12 protein-coding genes and 2 pseudogenes are annotated in these 18,543 nt (G+C 42.7%); 9 read left to right on the top strand and 5 right to left on the bottom strand.

What is annotated here, in order from left to right; all coding sequences use genetic code 11:
* Positions 1-53: 53 nt before the first annotated feature.
* Both QUB61_RS32045 and QUB61_RS32040 read left to right on the top strand, forming a co-directional pair.
* Positions 54-323, top strand: coding sequence for a hypothetical protein (locus tag QUB61_RS32045; protein WP_333134216.1), 270 nt, complete (start codon positions 54-56; stop codon positions 321-323).
* A gap of 199 nt (positions 324-522) precedes the next feature.
* Positions 523-1,245, top strand: a complete 723-nt coding sequence (locus tag QUB61_RS32040) for a hypothetical protein (RefSeq protein WP_333134218.1) — start codon at positions 523-525, stop codon at positions 1,243-1,245.
* A 45-nt stretch (positions 1,246-1,290) separates the two neighbouring features.
* On the opposite strand, the pseudogene QUB61_RS32035 reads toward QUB61_RS32040, so the two are convergent.
* The 3 genes and pseudogenes from QUB61_RS32035 to QUB61_RS32025 all read right to left on the bottom strand — a co-directional run bounded on the left by QUB61_RS32035 (position 1,291) and on the right by QUB61_RS32025 (position 4,081).
* Positions 1,291-2,367 (bottom strand): annotated as a pseudogene (locus tag QUB61_RS32035) (IS630 family transposase).
* A gap of 679 nt (positions 2,368-3,046) precedes the next feature.
* Positions 3,047-3,346, bottom strand: coding sequence for a hypothetical protein (locus QUB61_RS32030; RefSeq protein WP_333134220.1), 300 nt, complete (start codon positions 3,344-3,346; stop codon positions 3,047-3,049).
* Between the two features lie 93 nt (positions 3,347-3,439).
* Positions 3,440-4,081, bottom strand: a complete 642-nt coding sequence (locus tag QUB61_RS32025) for a hypothetical protein (RefSeq protein WP_333134222.1) — start codon at positions 4,079-4,081, stop codon at positions 3,440-3,442.
* A gap of 73 nt (positions 4,082-4,154) precedes the next feature.
* On the opposite strand from QUB61_RS32025, the gene QUB61_RS32020 reads away from it, so the two are divergent.
* Both QUB61_RS32020 and QUB61_RS32015 read left to right on the top strand, forming a co-directional pair.
* Entirely contained in the window at positions 4,155-4,505 is a 351-nt protein-coding gene (locus QUB61_RS32020; RefSeq protein ID WP_333134224.1) for a hypothetical protein, read from the top strand.
* A gap of 207 nt (positions 4,506-4,712) precedes the next feature.
* Positions 4,713-5,453, top strand: a complete 741-nt coding sequence (locus tag QUB61_RS32015) for a PEP-CTERM sorting domain-containing protein (RefSeq protein ID WP_333134226.1) — start codon at positions 4,713-4,715, stop codon at positions 5,451-5,453.
* 176 nt (positions 5,454-5,629) lie between these two features.
* On the opposite strand, the pseudogene QUB61_RS32010 reads toward QUB61_RS32015, so the two are convergent.
* A pseudogene (locus QUB61_RS32010) lies at positions 5,630-6,909 on the bottom strand (IS4 family transposase); the annotation flags it as partial.
* A 449-nt stretch (positions 6,910-7,358) separates the two neighbouring features.
* Between QUB61_RS32010 and QUB61_RS32005 the strand changes: the two are divergent.
* From QUB61_RS32005 to QUB61_RS31990, 4 genes are all read left to right on the top strand, one after another.
* Entirely contained in the window at positions 7,359-13,403 is a 6,045-nt protein-coding gene (locus QUB61_RS32005) for an AAA family ATPase (protein ID WP_333134228.1), read from the top strand.
* A 9-nt stretch (positions 13,404-13,412) separates the two neighbouring features.
* On the top strand, positions 13,413-14,912 hold the full coding sequence (locus QUB61_RS32000) for a response regulator (RefSeq protein ID WP_333134230.1): 1,500 nt from the start codon (positions 13,413-13,415) through the stop codon (positions 14,910-14,912).
* A 462-nt stretch (positions 14,913-15,374) separates the two neighbouring features.
* Entirely contained in the window at positions 15,375-16,094 is a 720-nt protein-coding gene (locus QUB61_RS31995) for a PEP-CTERM sorting domain-containing protein (protein ID WP_333134232.1), read from the top strand.
* Between the two features lie 749 nt (positions 16,095-16,843).
* On the top strand, positions 16,844-17,446 hold the full coding sequence (locus QUB61_RS31990) for a transposase (RefSeq protein ID WP_333190275.1): 603 nt from the start codon (positions 16,844-16,846) through the stop codon (positions 17,444-17,446).
* Between the two features lie 199 nt (positions 17,447-17,645).
* On the opposite strand, the gene QUB61_RS31985 is transcribed toward QUB61_RS31990, so the two are convergent.
* The gene (locus tag QUB61_RS31985; protein ID WP_333134236.1) at positions 17,646-17,891 is read right to left on the bottom strand and encodes a hypothetical protein; all 246 of its coding nucleotides are present in this window, start codon (positions 17,889-17,891) and stop codon (positions 17,646-17,648) included.
* A gap of 246 nt (positions 17,892-18,137) precedes the next feature.
* On the opposite strand from QUB61_RS31985, the gene QUB61_RS31980 reads away from it, so the two are divergent.
* Positions 18,138-18,543 (top strand): helix-turn-helix domain-containing protein (locus QUB61_RS31980; protein ID WP_333134238.1); only part of this gene is annotated, 406 nt, incomplete at its 3' end.

Genomic DNA, 18,543 nt, shown 5'->3' with positions numbered 1-18,543 from the left:
TTTGAGCCAACATTCTCATGAAACTACTGCTCGATCGAACCCTCGATCGATTTATGAATGATTTGCGATCGCTATATCTACATGGAATTTATGTGCCAGTATGTGAAGATGAATTAGGAGTAAAAGCTGGAGTTGTTTTGAGTAATGACAGCAAAGTCATTGAAAGTTGCTTTTTTGATGATGACGATAATATGCTTGATATGATTAGTTATGCTTTTATTTGTTTTCAGAATGGCTGTTATGATAAATATGCATCTTCTCCTCAAATATTGAATTTTTCAAATTTAATGAAAAATCTATTAGATTTTGATATCCAAAATTAAAATTTACATTCATTTGATTACCAAAATAGTAATTTTAATGTGATGCAGCTATGGTTGCTACAGATGTTTATAGCAACTAAATTAGAACCAGATCATAATTTTTTATCTTTTTAGGATAATATTAAATTCAAGTATTTTAAAAACAAAAAACGAAACTTGGTTGCCAGTCAATAAATTAATGAAAATGGAGTTTAGTCTCATGCTTGAAACACAAGAAAATTCTCGCGCCTTACAGATGCCAGGTTCCACTATTGGCGTTAAAAAAGTGAAAGTCTACGATACACCTAGTCCTGATGGTCAAATTAGCGGAACACCTCATGTTCATCTGCTATGTACAGAAATGTATTTAGTTTTACAAGGGTCTGGAGGGGTTGAGGTAATAGATAAAAACGGATTTTCTACAATTGAACTGCTTCCACACTCAACACTAATTTTCAGCCCAGGTACAATTCATCGGCTCATAAATCCGAATCGCAATTTGGAGCTGCTGGTGATAGAGCAAAGTGGACTCCCTGAATATGGTGACAACATCGTCTGCTTTAGGAGTGAGTGGCTAGAGAGTGACTCTCGCTTTGCAGAAGCGATGAGGGTAAAATCTTTTGAGGATGCTTATCTGCGGCGTGCTCGTGGTGTGGAAGGATTTCTGCAACTCAAAGCAGCTTTCTCTGAAAGTCTGGCTGTGGGACAAGAAGCCTTAGGACGATTCTATCAACTTGGATTACAACGAACATCGCATCTCCACTTAAAGTGGAAGAACGCGATCGCAGATGGAGCTTTGGCTGAGGCGCAAAATACCCTAGGTAAACTGATTTCACTTGATTCTGGCGACATAAGTCATCTGTTTGAATCTCAGCAATACCTAATTCAGGCGACTGAACACTCAAAGCTAGGCTTTTGCGGACACCTAATCCCTTATGCATGACAATTCTACTCTGATGCCTGATGGCGTAATATCATGTCCGGTCGATTAACCATGATTAAACTTTGCCTCCGGCCACCAATAGAAATGAGTCAAACCACTGATTAACTGTTTGAGATTTAACAGTTTTCGACATCGCTCAAATAAAACTGCTTCTAATTCATCTTGCGTTTTTAAAACAGCGATTGGCTATCGGTTCATTTGTCAGTGGCCACAGTCTTTCTGCTGGTTGGAGTTGGGGCGAGTGTGAAGGCAGACAATACAAATGTATGCCGTCGGGGATTTTCACGCTTTCACGCTCAGTGCCATCCGGCTCCGTCTACGACTAAAACGACTCTTTTTTTCGTTCCTACTTTCCAATGTCTGGCAAAATCTTCTAAAACTCGCTCGAAAAGCTGGCTGTTGACAAATGGCAGTATCCACCAATATGTTTCTCCTGAACTCGGATGCACAAAACCATATAACCACAACCATTGAAACCGCCAATTAACAACAGCGGTGGCATTACTAAACTCATCCACCCATTCCCGCCTCAGAACAGGTTTTAATCCGAGCCGATGTTCGTCCATTGACCAGACTTCTACGTCGCTTGAAGGGTTCTCCTTCTTGATTTTCAAGACGAACCGACGCAGATTTTTTTTTCCATTCCTGCAAGTTCTGCGGAGATCTGATTCCTGATGTTCTGGACGAGGAGCTCTCAATCGAAACTTCATGGACTTGAGATATTCCCACCCTATGCAGACGACCGACTTTTTCACCCTTGAGTTCACTCATCCAGTCGGCCACTTTACGACCATTCCACAGCCCGCCATCGGGGGGTGGCTGCTGTAAGACTTGCCACAATTGAGCTTGTTCCACATCATTCAGCAGAGGGTCACAATCGCTATTTTTGCAACGTTTATCTCCGAGGGATTCAGGTCCTAAATGATTGTAGCCCCCGACTAATTCATAAATCCAACCACGACTATAACCTGTCACTGCCATCACTTCTGCGGTCGTTTTGCCGCAAGCTAAGAGCCAAATAATTTGGTAATGATGGGCCTGGGTGGTGGTTTTGGCTTCACGGAAACGAGCCTGTAATTCTTCTACACTCAGATGGGGCGCGATCGCAATTCGCTTCGGCATTCTTTATCTGACGGGGGTAGGGTTCCTCAGTATTATATCACGGTCAATCGACCGGACATGATATAAGAGAGTATTTGAGAAGTTAAACGCGCCAGTCAATTGTTCGTCGGTTAGGTCACTTGGATATGTCTTTCGGCGCATAACTTAGGAAGCTGTTAAAATCAGTTGTTCAACCGAACTTCTGTCTACCTCTTGCACTGCCGATTGCTTGTTGGAACCTAAATCCGCACAGCAGCAATTAATAACGCTAGAGTCGCAAAAACTCCGAACAAGATTACCTTATTTGTAGGCTTTGGTTTCTCTTGTTCAATAGACATCTCCCATAATTCTCAATCCTTTTCCCTACTTGGTTTATGGTCGCCTGGCCCCTCCGGCAAAGCGACCATAAACCAACGCTTAAATAAGGGTTTCAACGGTTTATAAATAAAAACTACCCGAAGTATCTCACCTAATTTTTACTGTTTTTTTCCAGTTGGTAGACCCTTTTAGTGACACATAACTATCGCACCTATTCGCCCGGAGTATTAATCCACATACCACCATAATTATGGTTCGTAATTTGCCGTTCTTAACCGAAATCTTTCTGCTGCTACTCGAAATATCTTTAGTAATCTAATTAGATGCTCTACAAAGATTATTTTTTGAGTCTTTGACTTATTCGCTTTCTCTTGAGCTGGAGTCAGAACTCCCTGATGATTTTTTTAGGAGGAGTGTTAATTAATGGTTCTCCTAGGTAAGCTTTATCCCCTTGAAATTTTTGTGAGGCTTCTAATAACGATTGCTGCTTCTTCCAAATTTTAATGTCGGCTGTGGAGTCGGTTTCTCCTACTACTACGTCAACAATCTCTTTACCGGAAGGCACGACCAGTTTTTGCAACGTATCCTTGATGCGGGTAAAGCTACGGTGTCTTGACGCGAGTGCGATCGCTCCCAACACCTCAATTTTTGGGAAACTAAACCCAGACCCAAACCTCAACACGCCCCGTCATGTCCAAACTCTCCGTTTTACGTCATGCTCTCTAACAGTCAAGGCCCTGAGTTTTCACTATTTTCTGGTAATTTCCCCTCGACTCTACCTCTCGGCTTTACCCCGAATTAACGCGAACGAATTGAAAAACTTGTCGCCTTCCTGAGACAGAACCGCCTCTGCTGTTGCGATTGCTATCAGCACGTAGAATCGTTTGTTTGCATAGTAGAGCCTGACTCTCTTGAACGAACCATCAGGAGCTTGGAATTCTATCTCCTTTCCTGAGTAGCCATCCAGTTGAACATCCCGCTCCCTTAATAGTTTGCCCCTTCCAACTATTTCATCGCGGAAACCGTCAAAAAATTCAGGGCTAGGGCGTGCGTCAACCCGGCTGGGGTCGGATGGGTTGGTCAGAACAACATCGGTCAAGTTGTAATTAATTGTGAACGCGATGGGTGGATATTTCTGAACGGCTGTTAATACACGCAGCACCATTTTGGGATTTGAGGGGCTGCGCCGCATGAACTCCTGTGGTTTTCCAGGCATTAAGATGCTGAAACCCCCCTCTGGTGAAGAGAATTGCTGCCATTGTCCATCAGTTGATTGAGTTTGAGCAGTTGTTGCCTGTACCAAGAAAAATGCTGGGATTGACCCGGAAGTACCCAAAGCCCCGGCTTTGTGGAATGAAACTGTGGCAAAGAGAACAGTTGCAGTGAGAAAGCTGACCTGGCTAAAACGAGAGAGCATAAACGTTCTGAATAATTAAAATTAAAATAAATGCAAATTAACGGAAACTTGGCATAAACCGCAACCCCCCGTCATGCCCAAACTCCCCGAATACAATCGATGTCTCCTCTTTGCACGCAACCCATACCTCGTCTGTGCCGTCCATCCCACAGGCCTTAACACTAATACTTGCATTGACTTTCGAGAAAACTCCGACGCCGAACCGGAGGAACTCTGGGAACCCGAAGGTGCAAGCTACTACAACGGCGAATTGATTCTGCAACCACAGCAGCGGTGGACACCAAAACAACAGTTAGAGCTGCTGGATACCCATCCACTGTTTACCGACCGATGTCCCCGGTGTGAAATGACTTATCCCCAATATGAAACGCCCCCGGTGCATTGGGATTGTTCGGCTTGCGGATGGAGCGATGATTCGGTGTGAGGCGATGGTCGCGACAATTGTGTTTTGATAATGGCGATCGTTATCTGGTCTCTACAGCATTTATGCAGATAACTTTATTGTTAAGATTTAACACTTTAAATACATAACTAGGTTTTTTTTTAAGTAAGCTAGCTGGTATTTAGGTAATTTGATTACTGAATAGACTTTTCAGTCAAATTGTTTACTATAAAAGGAAATTTATTTTTTATGAACAATCTCTACCATAAAGTCGCAGTTGCCTCTGTTTGCACAGCTGTAAGTTTTACATTGGGAGCAAACAAAGAAGCTAAAGCAGCTACATTTACCTTTACAGCCACCAGATTTGTCGTCGAAGGTAACTCCTACAGGGGCGTGGGAGAAAGGGTGTTTGATAGCGAAGGTTATCCTAGCTCAGGAGCTATTTCTGTGCAGAGAATAGGGTATTTCAACGAGACTACCAGCACCACAGAAAGAAGAGCTTTTTACGAATTCAATATTGGCAATTTGTCACTTGCTCCTAATACAATTATTAGCCGTGCTTCTTTTGGGGTTGAGCTTGGGAATGTTAGTGCCAGTTATAAATATCTTTGGCTGAAAATCTTAGGCTATGTAGGAAACGGAAGACCCGACTTATTAGATTTTGAGGCAGGAGTAAGCTTAGGTATCGAAGATGCTTTAACCCCGTATCCTTTCCCTCATCCCCTTCAGGGTATTGGCTTTGACGTGACACAGTTTGTTAATGAGCGAGTTAGCAACCGCGATGCTTTTGCTGGGTTTGGCATTCGTATCGCAGACTTTTATGCGAACTATGGTACAGCCGCCCTGGATTATACCCCCAGCCTAACCATTGAAACCGAGCCTGTACCTGAACCGACCACAATTTTTGGTTCAGCTATAGCCCTAGGTGTAGGAGGATGGCTGAAACGAAAGAATTCAAGTCGGCCGAATAAAACAACGCCACAAGGTTAATCTACCGTTTGACAGAATTTGCGGGCAACAGTTTGCTCAAAAATTCACCTAAAAGTGCAGCCGACTAAGCCCCCAACAAACATCCAAAACGCGCATTGAGGCAGCACAGTTAACAACCATTCGTCACAAGTTAAGGATGTGTGGCAAATGTCAAGAGGATTTGAGAAGAGGTTGGAAAAAAATTGGTGACAACCTCGCTGTTGTTCAGGAAAGGGGGCAATGATTAACTTAACCCGAGGTTTTCGTTGTTGTTTAAAAATGCCTAAATCTTGGTTCTCTGGCGCTGCAAAATACTTAACTGGGTCAGTTGTTATCCCTTTTTGGTAAGCCACGGAAAAATGATAAAGACCTCGATAAATCATCTCTCAAGAAATCTGGTCAAAAGGGACATAGAGTTCATCAGCAACGGCATTGCCCAAATCTACTATCATCAGCATAAAATAGCCAAGTTCCGCAAATCTGTAGCTTCACCCCATTGAGAGAACCAGTCCATAAATAACTCAAACCCAAGAGGCTTTTTACTGTATAAAAAGCCTCTTCAATTCGCCAACGTCGCCCATAGAGGTCTGCAACGACACTTCTGAGGTAAAACCTTCTGGTCAAGTACACTTGTTAAATAAGAGTGCCAAGTCTTTCCCGAACGCACTTCTATCAGACGTAGGGTGATAAAGCGAGTTGTTTTCGTGCCCGACCCCAAACGCTCTTTATTGTCTCGCAGAGCATAACCATCTGTAAACACTTGCTCAATCTCAAGGGCAGTTCCCTTTTTTAAACGAGTTATAAAATTATTAATTTTTTGCTCAATTAATTGATGCCCAAAGTGGAAATGATAAAAGCCTCTGTTCAGCAACAACAAAGTCGGGGCTGGTACTAACTTTAAGATATTTTCTTCAAAACTTGTATTAGAAGCACTGGGATTTTCTTGAAACCTGCGTCTCGACCGGCAGTCTGGTCATTAAATCTATGACTGTCCCCATTTTTCCAGCTAATTTTCCTTTTGGGGCTTCTTCCAGGCTACTGAGCTTCTGAAATAATGCCTCCAATATTGAACAATCTACTATCCAAATCCTCTCAAATAAGCCGACAGTAAATTGCACACTTTCAGGGAGATTCCGACGACTCCGGCTGTGCCAAACCTCTGGGAAATGGGGCAATAATTCTTGAAAAAATTTCTCAAATAGTTCAGCGGGAAATGTCAAAAACCTTTGGGAGATTGCTTGGAAAGCTAACGCCAACAAGGTCTACACCACAGAAATCCCTCCCTCGCTAACATTCTCGTCAGTTCAGTGACTCCAGCCACATCTGGCCACAGCAAGGTTAATACCGCCGCTACCATGAACGGTAAGTTAAGAATTTTGTCTCTGAGTCCGAGTTGGTGATAAGAGTTTTCTTGAGCTATGATGGCTGGTGTGAGTAGTGCTTCTAGTTGCTCTGCCACTACTTGATCTTCTACCATCGGTCTGTGCATCTTTTTGGCGTGGTCTCGGTTCATTTTTCGCCTTCGACTCATAGTGCCTTCCCCCATCCCTCAATGGCTTGTCATCATCTGAGTGTTACATAATTTTTCCTGATTCGAACTCTTTGCTCAAACCGAATTGATAATGATAATCGCTGCACCCCTATAAAAGGCTGCACTAATAGCTTCTTTATCCTTCGTTCGGTGTGTGATTATCATGCTCGGCAGACAAAATATTAGGTATATTGTCTTATTGACAAAAATCCCTCTGCCTTAACTTGTCACCAATGGTTAACAACACAATCTCATGAGGCCACAATTGCCAGAAGCGAAACATGAGCTCACTTTTGTTGAGTAAATTACTATGTTACAATCAGCTCCAATAATAATTAAGTTTTAAAATCTGCCTTAACCTCACGCTCAATTCTCTTGCGATCGGTAGAATAACAATGACTATCAACTTAGCTGGCTATCAATTCGTTGAAACCCTCCACAGCGGGATAAGAACTTCAGTAGTTCGCGTTCGGAAGGATTCGGACTTTTCGAGCGCGATCGTCAAAACGCTAAAGGCTGAGTATCCCACTCTTTCTGACATCACCCGCTTGCGGCACGAATATCAAATCCTGCACAGCTTGAACGTAGAAGCGATTATCAAAGCCATTAGTTTAGAAAGCTATAAAAACGGTTTAGCACTGATATTAGAAGATTCTGGCTCCGAGTCTCTCAACGATTGGAGGAGGGGTAAAAAACTCACAATCATTCAATTTCTTAGTTTGGGTCTTCAGCTTGTCTCTGCCTTAGCAGAAATCCATAAACATAACATTATTCATAAAGATGTAAAGCCACAAAATATTATCATCAACCCAGCCACTGAAAAAGTTCAAATTATTGATTTCAGCATCGCTTCGCGCCTGGAGCAAGAAAATTCGACGCTCAGCCATCCCGATTTGCTCGAAGGCACACTCGCCTATATGTCGCCAGAACAAACTGGCCGGATGAATCGGTCAATTGACTACCGCACTGATTTTTATTCACTAGGCGTTACCTTCTATGAAATGCTCACAGGCGAGTTGCCCTTTAATTCCACAGACCCGCTGGAATTGGTACACAGCCATATTGCCAAAACTCCCATTCCCCCTCACCAGCTAAATCCTGAAATCCCACCACAAATTTCAGCGATTGCGATGAAGTTATTAGCTAAAAATGCTGAAGACCGCTACCAAAGCACTGAGGGACTCAAATTTGACTTAGAAACTTGCTCGATAAAACTACAGGCTAGCGGATATATTTCCAACTTGGTTGTTGGAAGTGCGGATAAAGCAGGGCAATTAAATATACCGCAAAAGCTCTACGGTCGCGACCAAGAAATTAAAAAAATTCTAGAAACTTTCGATCGCGTTGCCAGTGGCACGACCGAATTAATGCTGGTTTCCGGTTATTCCGGGATAGGCAAAACAGTTTTGGTCAATGAAGTTCACAAACCCATTGTGCGGCAACGAGGCTATTTTATTGCGGGGAAATTTGACCAGTTCAAGCGCAATATTCCTTATGCTTCCCTGATTCAAGCATTCCAATCCTTAACTCAGCAACTTCTAACCGAAGGCGAAGCAGAAATTCAAGTTTGGAAAGAGAAACTCTTAGGTGCTTTAGGCGTTAACGGGCAAGTGATCGCAGATGTGATTCCTGAAGTTGAACTGATTATTGGCAAACAGCCACCCGTAGCAGAACTAGGTGCAACTGAATCGCAAAACCGTTTCAGGCGCGTCTTTAAACAATTCATTGGCGTATTTACGACTATTGACCATCCCTTAGTTATCTTCCTCGATGACTTGCAGTGGGCGGATTCGGCATCGTTGAAATTAATTGAATTGCTAATAACTGATTCTGATAGCAAGTATTTATTGCTGATTGGGGCATATCGAGATAACGAAGTTTATCCAACTCATCCGACGATTCAAACAATTGACAAGATTCGCCAAACTGGTGCGACCGTAAATAATATTGTCCTTCAACCATTACACCTCGTTGATGTCGAAGAATTAATTGCGGATACTTTAAATGAATCTGGTGGTTCGGAATCCCTGTCTGTAAAGACGCGAAATTTCGCGTCTCTACTTTTTAATAAAACGCAGGGTAATCCTTTCTTCTTAAGTCAACTCCTCAAAACTCTCTATCAAGAAGATTTGTTGACTTATGATTTATATTCTGGCGTCTGGCAATGGAATATCGAGCAAATTCAAGCGATCGGCATCACCGATTACAATGTTGTCGAACTGATTGCTAGAAATATACGCAAATTGCCCGAAGATACACAGAAAGTATTAAAATTTGCTGCTTGTATTGGCAACACTTTTAACTTAGAAGTTTTGGGGATTGTCAATCAGGAATCATCCTTAGTCACGGCGGCGCAATTGTGGGCAGCACTTCAAGCTGGGTTGATTTTACCTTTGAGCAATGAATACAAAATTCCCCTCGTATTTAGTGAGAAAGAATCGGGCGGTTTTACCTTAACTGATGTAAAGGTTGACTACAAGTTTTTACACGATCGAGTGCAGCAAGCTGCCTATTCTTTGATTCCAGACGAGCAGAAAAAAGAGACCCACTTAAAAATCGGTCAACTGCTGCTGCAAAGTACCACGCCAGAAGGTCGAAAAGAAAATATTTTCGCTTTAGTTAACCAACTCAATTATGGTACTGATTTACTTACCACTGCATCCCAAAAACATGAACTAGCCCAATTGAATCTGATTGCAGGTCAGAAAGCGAAAGCTGCTACAGCCCACGATTCCGCCGTCAAATATTTGCAAGTGGGTTTATCTCTGCTGGCGGTAGATAGTTGGGACAATCAGTATGAACTGGCATTAAGGCTGCATGAGGAAGCAGCAGAGTCAGCATATTTGAGTGGTAATTTTGATGAAATGCAGAGATTCGTTGAGATAGTACAAAACTGCGCCAAAACGCTATTGGACATAGTAAAAGTGTACGAAGTCCAAATTCAAGCTTATATGGGGCAGAACAAGCTGCTGGAAGCATTGAATACGGGGCTGCAAGTCTTAAAGCAGTTGGAGGTAGAGTTTCCCGACTCGCCAAACCCATCTGATATTGGGCAGGCGCTGGGGGAAACTGCGGCAATTTTGAGCGGCACCCGAATTGAGGATTTACTCGATTTGCCTGAAATGACGGATCCTTATCAATTAGCAGCGATCAGGATTTTGTCAAGTATATTTTCTGCTTGCTATTCTGGGATGCCGGTACTGGTGCCTTTAACAGTGTGCAAACAGGTCGATTTATCCGTTCAATATGGCAATGCTTCTGTGTCTCCCTTTGCATATGCGGTATATAGTCTTCTTCTTTGCGGGGCGGTAGGAGATATTGATCGGGGCTATGAGTTGGGGCAATTAGCTTTACGTCTAGTGTCAAAGTTAAATGCCAAAGAAATCGAAGTCAAGACTTGCCACTTAGTGTATGCTGCCGTTCAACATTGGAAAGAACACGTCCGAAATACCTTAGAACCTTTCCTGTCAGCTTTCTCTAGCGGGCTGGAAACTGGAGATTTAGAATATGCTGGCTATGCCGTCATGGTGTGGAGTCATTACTCGTTTTTTGTTGGCAAGCAACTAATGCAACTCGAACGAGAGATAGCAACTTACACAGATGCACTTCATAAAATCAGCCAACAAACAGCGCTTAATAATACAAAAATCTGTTGGCAAGCCGTCTTAAACATGATGGGAAGAAGCGAAAATTTATGCCAGTTAAAGGGGGAAGCCTACGAGGAAGATAAAATGCTGCCTCTACATCAGCAAACTAACAACCAACTGGCAATTCATTACTTATACTTGCACAAAGTTGCGCTTTGTTATGTATTTGAAAATTACGCGGAAGCTTTAAAAAATATCCCTAAAGTAGAAAGTTCGTTCGGAGCATCTACAGGGCAGCTAACTGTTGTTATCTTCTATTTCTACGATTCTCTAGTACGGCTAGCTGTGTATTCTGAAACTTCGCAGTCCGACCAACAGGAAATTCTTAACCGAGTACAAGCTAATCAAGAAAAGTTGCAAAAATGGGCACATTATGCCCCAATGAATCATCTGCATAAATTCTATTTAGTAGAGGCCCAAAAGCATCGTGTTTTAGGCGAAAAAGTAGAAGCGATCGAGATGTACGACAAAGCGATCGCTCTTGCTAAAGAAAACGAGTATATCAACGAAGAAGCACTAGCTCACGAACTCGCTGCTAAATTTTATTTTTCATGGGGTAAAGTAAAGATTGCCCGAACCTACATGACCGATGCTTATTATGCCTATATGCGCTGGGGAGCTTTAGCTAAAGTTAAACATCTCGAAGAAAAATACCCGCAATTAATAGCGCGATCGCCTGTGGTCACCGAAACCCCTTTCAACCCTACGATGACAATTGCTCCTTTGACCATTACAGGCGGTCAAACAGAGTTGCTAGACTTGGCAACTGTAATGAAAGCATCTATTGCCATTTCTAGCGAAATTGTTCTACCTAACTTGCTCATTAAGTTAATGAAAATTTTTATAGAAAACGCAGGCGCTGAAACTGGAACGTTTATTCTCTCAAAAGAGGGTCAACTTGTTATAGAAGCGGCGGGGACTAAAGATCGAGTCCGAGTGCTAGAATCTTTACCAGTATCAACTTTTGGTCAACTGCCTATCTCGGTACTCAATTACGTCACTAGAACTCAGAAAGATGTCGTTTTAAATGATTCCCGTCACGAGGAAATTTTTAACGCCGACCCCTACATTACCCAACACAAACCAAAATCAATTTTGTGTGCGCCTATCATATCTCAAGGTAAGTTAAGTGCTATCCTGTACCTAGAAAACAATGTGATTGCTGGCGCTTTCACGCCGAAACGGGTAGAAGTGTTGCGGATGCTATCGGGACAAGCTGCGATCGCCTTAGAAAATGCCAACCTCTATCACACTTTAGAAGTCAAGGTAGAAGAGCGAACCGAGGAATTAAAAGCCAAAAATACGCGCCTAGAAGTAGAAATTCAAGAGCGACAGCAAGCCGAGCAAGCGGCCGAAACCGCAAACCGCGCTAAGAGCCAATTTCTCGCCAACATGAGCCACGAACTTCGCACACCGCTCAACGGCATCTTAGGTTATACCCAAATTCTCAAACGAGACGCAGATTTAACCAGTCAGCAAAATTCTGGTATTAACATCATTCATCAGTGTGGTGAACATCTCCTCACTCTGATCAATGACGTTCTAGACCTCTCCAAAATCGAAGCCGGAAAAATGGAACTCTACCTCACCGAGTTTCACCTGTCAGACTTTCTCCAGAGCATTATTGAAATCTGCCAGATTCGGGCCCAACAGAAGGGAATCTCATTGATTTACGAACCGCTAACTCCACTCCGCACTTGCGTCCAAGCCGATGAAAAAAGATTGCGGCAAATTCTTATCAACTTACTCGGTAATGCCATAAAATTCACCGAAAAAGGAGGCGTTAGTTTTAAAGTAGACAGGCTAGAGACTCAGCAATGTTTGTCATCACCCATCGCCAATCCCCAAGCCCTAACAGCGAAATTTATTTTCCGAATAGAAGATACAGGTATTGGCATCGCGCCGGACGAACTCTCAAAAATATTTTTGCCCTTCGAGCAAGCCAGCGGTTCAGTTCGCCAGATAGAGGGAACAGGATTAGGGCTGGCAATTAGCCGCCAATTAGTGGAGATGATGGGCGGCGAACTGAAAGTACAAAGCTCTTTGGGTAAAGGCAGTATTTTCTGGTTTGAGTTAGAGTTGCCTCTTACCGAAAGCTGGGAAGGGTATCAAAAAGACCCTGAAAAAATTATCAGGAGTTTCTCAGGCGAGCGGCGGAAAATTTTAGTAGTTGACGACCGCTGGGAAAATCGCTCTGTCTTAGTTAATCTTTTAGCTCCTATTGGGTTTGAATTAATGGAAGCAACGGACGGTCAAGACTGCGTGAATAAAGCGCTGTTATTTCAACCAAACTGTATTATAATTGACTTAGTAATGCCAGTCATGGACGGCTTTGAAGCGGTGAGGCGGATCAGAAAAATTCCTGCATTGAAAGATGTAATTGCGATCGGAACTTCTGCTAGCATTTTATCCGGCGATCCCTACAGCATTTTCCAGGCTGGTTGCAACGCTTTTCTCCTCAAACCTATTCGGGCAGAAAAGTTATTAGAATGCTTGGGCAACCATTTAGGTTTAGAATGGATTTATGAGGAGCGGACAACTTTCAGTTCAGAAGGTATGTTCACTAACCCCTCTTCCCCAATCCAAGACCAACAACTGATTGCTCCCCCTTCGGAAGAAGTTGCAGTCCTGTTCGATTTAGCCATGAAAGGTGAACTCCTCAGTATTGAGCAGCGAGCCCGCAAGCTGAAAGCAATAGATATGCGTTATGCACCTTTTGCCAATCATTTGCTTGAATTAACCAAAAACTTTGAAGAAGACAAATTAGTTGAATTTGTTCAACAGTTTAGATGAGGACTAAGAATGAGTAGCGAATATTTAGGCAGAGGAACAATTTTAATTGTGGATGATACGCCCACTAATCTGGGTTCAATATTGGATTTTTTGAGCGCATCCGGCTTCACTGTTTGGGTAGCTCGCAGTGGGTCTAGCGCTCTCAAAAAAGTGCAATATTCCCAGCCTGATTTAATTTTTTTGGATGTTCTGATGCCAGAGATGGACGGATTTAAAACCTGTGAACATCTGAAAGCAAATGACTTAACTAAAGATATCCCAGTCATTTTTATGACCGCGCTGGACGATACTGAAAGCAAAGTTAAAGGCTTTAATGTGGGGGGAGTTGATTATATCACTAAGCCCCTTCAACACGAAGAAGTTTTAGCTCGGGCTATCACGCACCTGAATCTGCGAAATCTAACTAAAAAGCTTCAGGCGCAAATTGTCGAGCGCGAGCGAGCGCAAGCCGACCTACAAGTTTTGGCACAAGAGCTAGAGACGCGAGTAGAAGAGCGCACCGCTGAACTTTCCCAAACGAATGAACGCCTCATGCAGGAGGTTGCTGAACGCAAGCTTGCAGAAGCAGCTTTGCAAGCATCGGAAGCGCGAGAGCGGCACAAAGCCCTACAGCTCGAAAATTCCCTGCACGAACTCAAGCAGGTGCAAAGCCAGCTCATTCAGAGCGAAAAAATGTCCGGGCTCGGCCAGCTAGTGGCTGGCGTAGCTCATGAAATCAATAATCCAATTAATTTTATTTATGGAAATCTTTCCTATGCTCTGGAATATTCAAAAACTTTGGTCGCTATCCTTGACCTCTACGAAAAGCACTATCCTAATCCGGCTCCAGATATACAAGCAGAAATCGCAGCAAGCGAGCTAGATTATATCAAAGATGACTTGCCTAAAATGTTCAAATCGATGTACTTAGGAGCCGATCGCATCCGCGAAATCGTTTTATCTTTGCGCCTTTTCGCACGGCAAGAAGGATATGAAATGAGATCGGTCAACCTTCACGAAGGCATGGACAGCACGCTGATGATTTTACAGAGCCGACTAAAATTTAAGTCAGACCGCCCCTCGATTGAAGTGGTGCGGGACTATTGCCCAAACCTGCCAGAAGTGGACTGTTATGGGGGAGAAATGAATCAGGTATTTATGAATGTACTTGCAAATGCGATCGATGCTATTGACGAGTGGAATACGCAGAGATCGCTAGAGGAAATTAAAGCAAATCCTAGCGTGATTCGGATTAGCACAGAAGTAACAAGCAGCAATTGCGTAGTTGTCCGAATTGTGGACAATGGGCCAGGGATCTCGGAAGAGGTTCGTCGCCACGTATTTAACCCATTTTTTACGACAAAACCCCCCGGTAAGGGCACAGGGATTGGGTTGTCGATTAGCTGGCAAATTGTAGTGGAAAAACACCGGGGAAGCTTGGGGTGTATTTCTGCACCAGGCAGGGGAACAGAGTTTACTATTCAGATTCCGATTCGGCGGGAATCTCCTGTCTTGTCGCTGTCAGCTTGATGCTCTGCAAAAAAGTTAGTGAATCCATAGGGTTGATTTTTTAAACTGCTCCCCAATCTAGCAAGCTTAACAGAAAACGGCGAACTTATCCTGCAACCCCGGCAGCGGTGGACACCAGAACAACAGTTAGAGCTGCTGGAGACGCATCCACTGTTTACTGGCCGGTGTCCCCTGTGTGAAATGGCTTATCCCCAATATGAAACGCCCCTGGTGCATTGGGATTGTTCGGCTTGCGGATGGATCGATGATTCGGTTTAAGGCGATCGTCGCGACGGTTCTGTTTTGATAATGGCGATCGCTACCTGCTCTCTACAGCATTTATACAGGTAACTTTCTTGTTAAGATTTAATAATTTAAATACACAACTAGGACTTTTTAAGTAAGCTACCTAGTATTTAGATAGTTTGATTACTGAGCGAGCTTTTCAGTCAACTTGTTTACTATAAAGGAAATTTAGTTTTTATGAACAATCTCTACCATAAGGTTGCAGTTGTCTCTGTTTGCACAGCTTTAGGTTTTGCCTTAGGAGCTAACGAAGAAGCTTATTCAGCTACATTTAGCTTGCAACCTACTACCGCCTTTGTAGTCAGAGATTCTAACTCTGACGGACTGGGAGACCTGCTGATTTCTCTTGAAAATACTATCGGTATTCGGAAGGCAGCGCAGGTTGAAGACGCAGAGTTTGCCGAATTCAATCTCGGCAGTTTTCCTTTTACCCCTAATACAGTTGTCAACAGTGCTATTTTTTACACTCGTATTGCAACTTTTGAGGTATCAGAGGTTGGAATTGGTAACCCTGGTAGTCTTGGTATCTTCGGCTATGTAGGAAACGGCACAGCCGAAACATCAGATTTTGAGGCAGGAACATTCTTAAGCTCTGTAAATACTTCATTTGGTACCTATAATCTTGCCTTTGACGTAACTCAGTTTTTGAATCAACGAGTTAGAAACGCCGATGCTTTTGCTGGGTTTGGCATTCGTGCCTTGAACTTGGGTAACGTCGCCCTGGGGGGTTATCGTGGGACTCCTATCGCAACAAGACTGACAGTTGAAACCGCCGAGGTTGCCGAGCCTGTGCCTGAACCGACCACCATCTTTGGTTCAGCTATAGGTCTATGCTTGGGAGGATGGCTGAAACGAAAGAAATCAAATCAGCAAAATAAAACAGCGCCACAACGTTAAGCTATCATTTGACAAAATCTACGCTGCCAACAAATCAACTTCAAAACGCCCTCTATCCCCATCAGACGGCTCAAATCATATCTTAGATTGTGATGCAGGATAGTTTCCAAAAGTACAGACAAGCAAACACATAAGCCCATTACCCTTGCTAAAGCTCCAATTCTTTGAGGAAATTGGAGCAAAGCGTTATTAATAAAGAATAAAGGGTCTTTTAAGACAGCAAAACTTTTCTGTTAGCTAGCTGTCCCAGACCTGGCGGGGTGACAAAGAGGTCGGAAACCCAGACAGAGCAAAGAGTTGACCGACTTATGTTAAAAAAAGATAGGCGAGATGAAAGTTACACTCGACCTATCAGAATATATGTTACCTAAATTCTATCAGACTCACTTTCAAACACAACTATCCCGCTCTCTGTTTTTAGTCCTAGAAATAGTACTCAACCTCTTAGGATCAGAAAAACAAGTGAGATTAGAGCTACTTGCCCGTATATTTCCCTACCCCATTACTACTGAAAGTCGCCGTCGCAAGCGGAATAAGATTTCTGGACTTACCCCAGCTCACCATAACTTATCTGTGGTTTCCTCTAATTAGCTATTGGTTAACAACTTACTGCCAAGCGGGACAGAAGCTATCTTTAGTGATTGATCGCAGTCAATGGGGCTGTATTAATCTGTTGATGGTTAGTCTGATTTGGGAGAAAAGAGCAATTCCTTTATCTTGGTCACTGTTACCAAAACGAGGCAGCAGTAATGTCGATGAACAGAGCGCAGCCATTTCAGCGATTTTACCCTTATTTAAAAATTACAAAATCATTGTGCTGCCAGATGCGTGAATTTTGTTCAGTAGATTTGGCAAACTGGTTGAGGGAGCAGAATGTGTATTTTTGCTTGCGACTCAAACGAAATCATTGTATCGAAACCGAAAATATGATTTGGGTCAGGTTAGATGAGTTAGGAATTACGCCAGGAACCTCTCTGTACTTTCAAGGAATAAAAGTTAGAAAGAGCAAACCGCTCGCGGGATTTGATGTCGCCTGCAAATGGAAACGTAACTACCAAGGATGGACAGTTGATGAAGCTTGGTTTATCCTAACTAATCTAGGCAATTTACCGCAGGCGCTCGCCGCCTACAAACAACGGATGGGAATTGAAGAAATGTTCCGGGATTGTAAAAGTGGAGGCTATAACTTAGAAGGAACTGGGTTAATAGGAAACCGACTAATTAAGATAATTTTATTGATGACAATATCCTACAGTCATGACATTATTGAAGGCACTATCATCAAAAGAAAAAATGTACAAAAATATGTTTTTCGTCGCAAGGAACCCGAAAGAAATTATCGCGCCCCGTAGTACATTCGGGGTTGGGAATGATAGCCAACAGTGGATTAATTATCTCGAAAAATATGCTGAGCCTGTAGAAGAGTTAATGAAGTTAACTCGTAATAAACGTCACTTTTATCGACAGGGTATCAAGGCTGTAACCTTGATTAGGCAAGGTTCCTAGCTATGTTTGTCACCCCCTCAGGTCCCAGACTTCTCAAATAAACTGCTACGCAACAATAATTGTCTGCCCATCGATCAAACTGGGAATGCCGTATGTTGTATTACCCGCTATGAGTATTTCAAAATCAAAAGTTTTCATGATGGTACTACCCTTGGTGAAATTCACCGCTGTTCCCGATATTCCAACGCTATAACTTCCTGACGTTAATTCTAGTATGTCCTTACCGTTTCCGCCATAAAAATTACCACTACCAAAACCCTTAAGATAGTCTTTACCCTTTCCTAAAAACACGCTACCACTGCCGATAAAGTCTTCAACACCTCCATCGGCAATGAGGGAGTCGTTACCATTACCAGTATTAATAGTACCGTTGCTATTGAAAAAGAAAATGCCATAGGTGGTGCCAATACCAGTAATTATGTCGTTACCATCACCAGTAATTATGTCCCCACCGTTGGCGATGCCCCAGCCAAGGGAGTTATACCATTTTTATAAAGTTATGATAAACTTACATAAAAAGTAAAGGAGAACATTAAAATGTCTGGTCGTCCTCATATAACGATTGCCGAATCTGTAGAAGTATTGCTAGAGATTAGGAAACAACAAAAAATAATTTTAGCATATAATAAAGTTCAAATGCTTTATTTATTTCAATCAAAAAAAGTAGAAACAGTCCGAGAAGTAGCGTCGGTTTTGGGTAAAAGTGAAACCACAATTCATCGCTGGCTCTTTCAATATAAAGAGGGTGGTCTGGAAAACTTGTTAAAAAATCGGCAGATTTTTGGCAGACCCAAGAAGTTTTCAGTTGAAGTAGCGGCTTCATTACAACAAGAATTGAGAGACTCCGAAGGATTTTCCAGTTATAACCCACATTCCGCAGATGTGATTATCTTACTGGTATTTTTCAAAAATCAAAGCCATAAAGCTTTTTTTAGTCTAACTA

Origin of the sequence: Microcoleus sp. C2D2, from assembly GCF_036702495.1 — a bacterium.
Taxonomy (GTDB): domain Bacteria; phylum Cyanobacteriota; class Cyanobacteriia; order Cyanobacteriales; family Microcoleaceae; genus Microcoleus.
The sequence above is the reverse complement of the archived record's forward strand: the minus strand, read 5'-3'. Positions and strand labels throughout refer to the sequence as shown.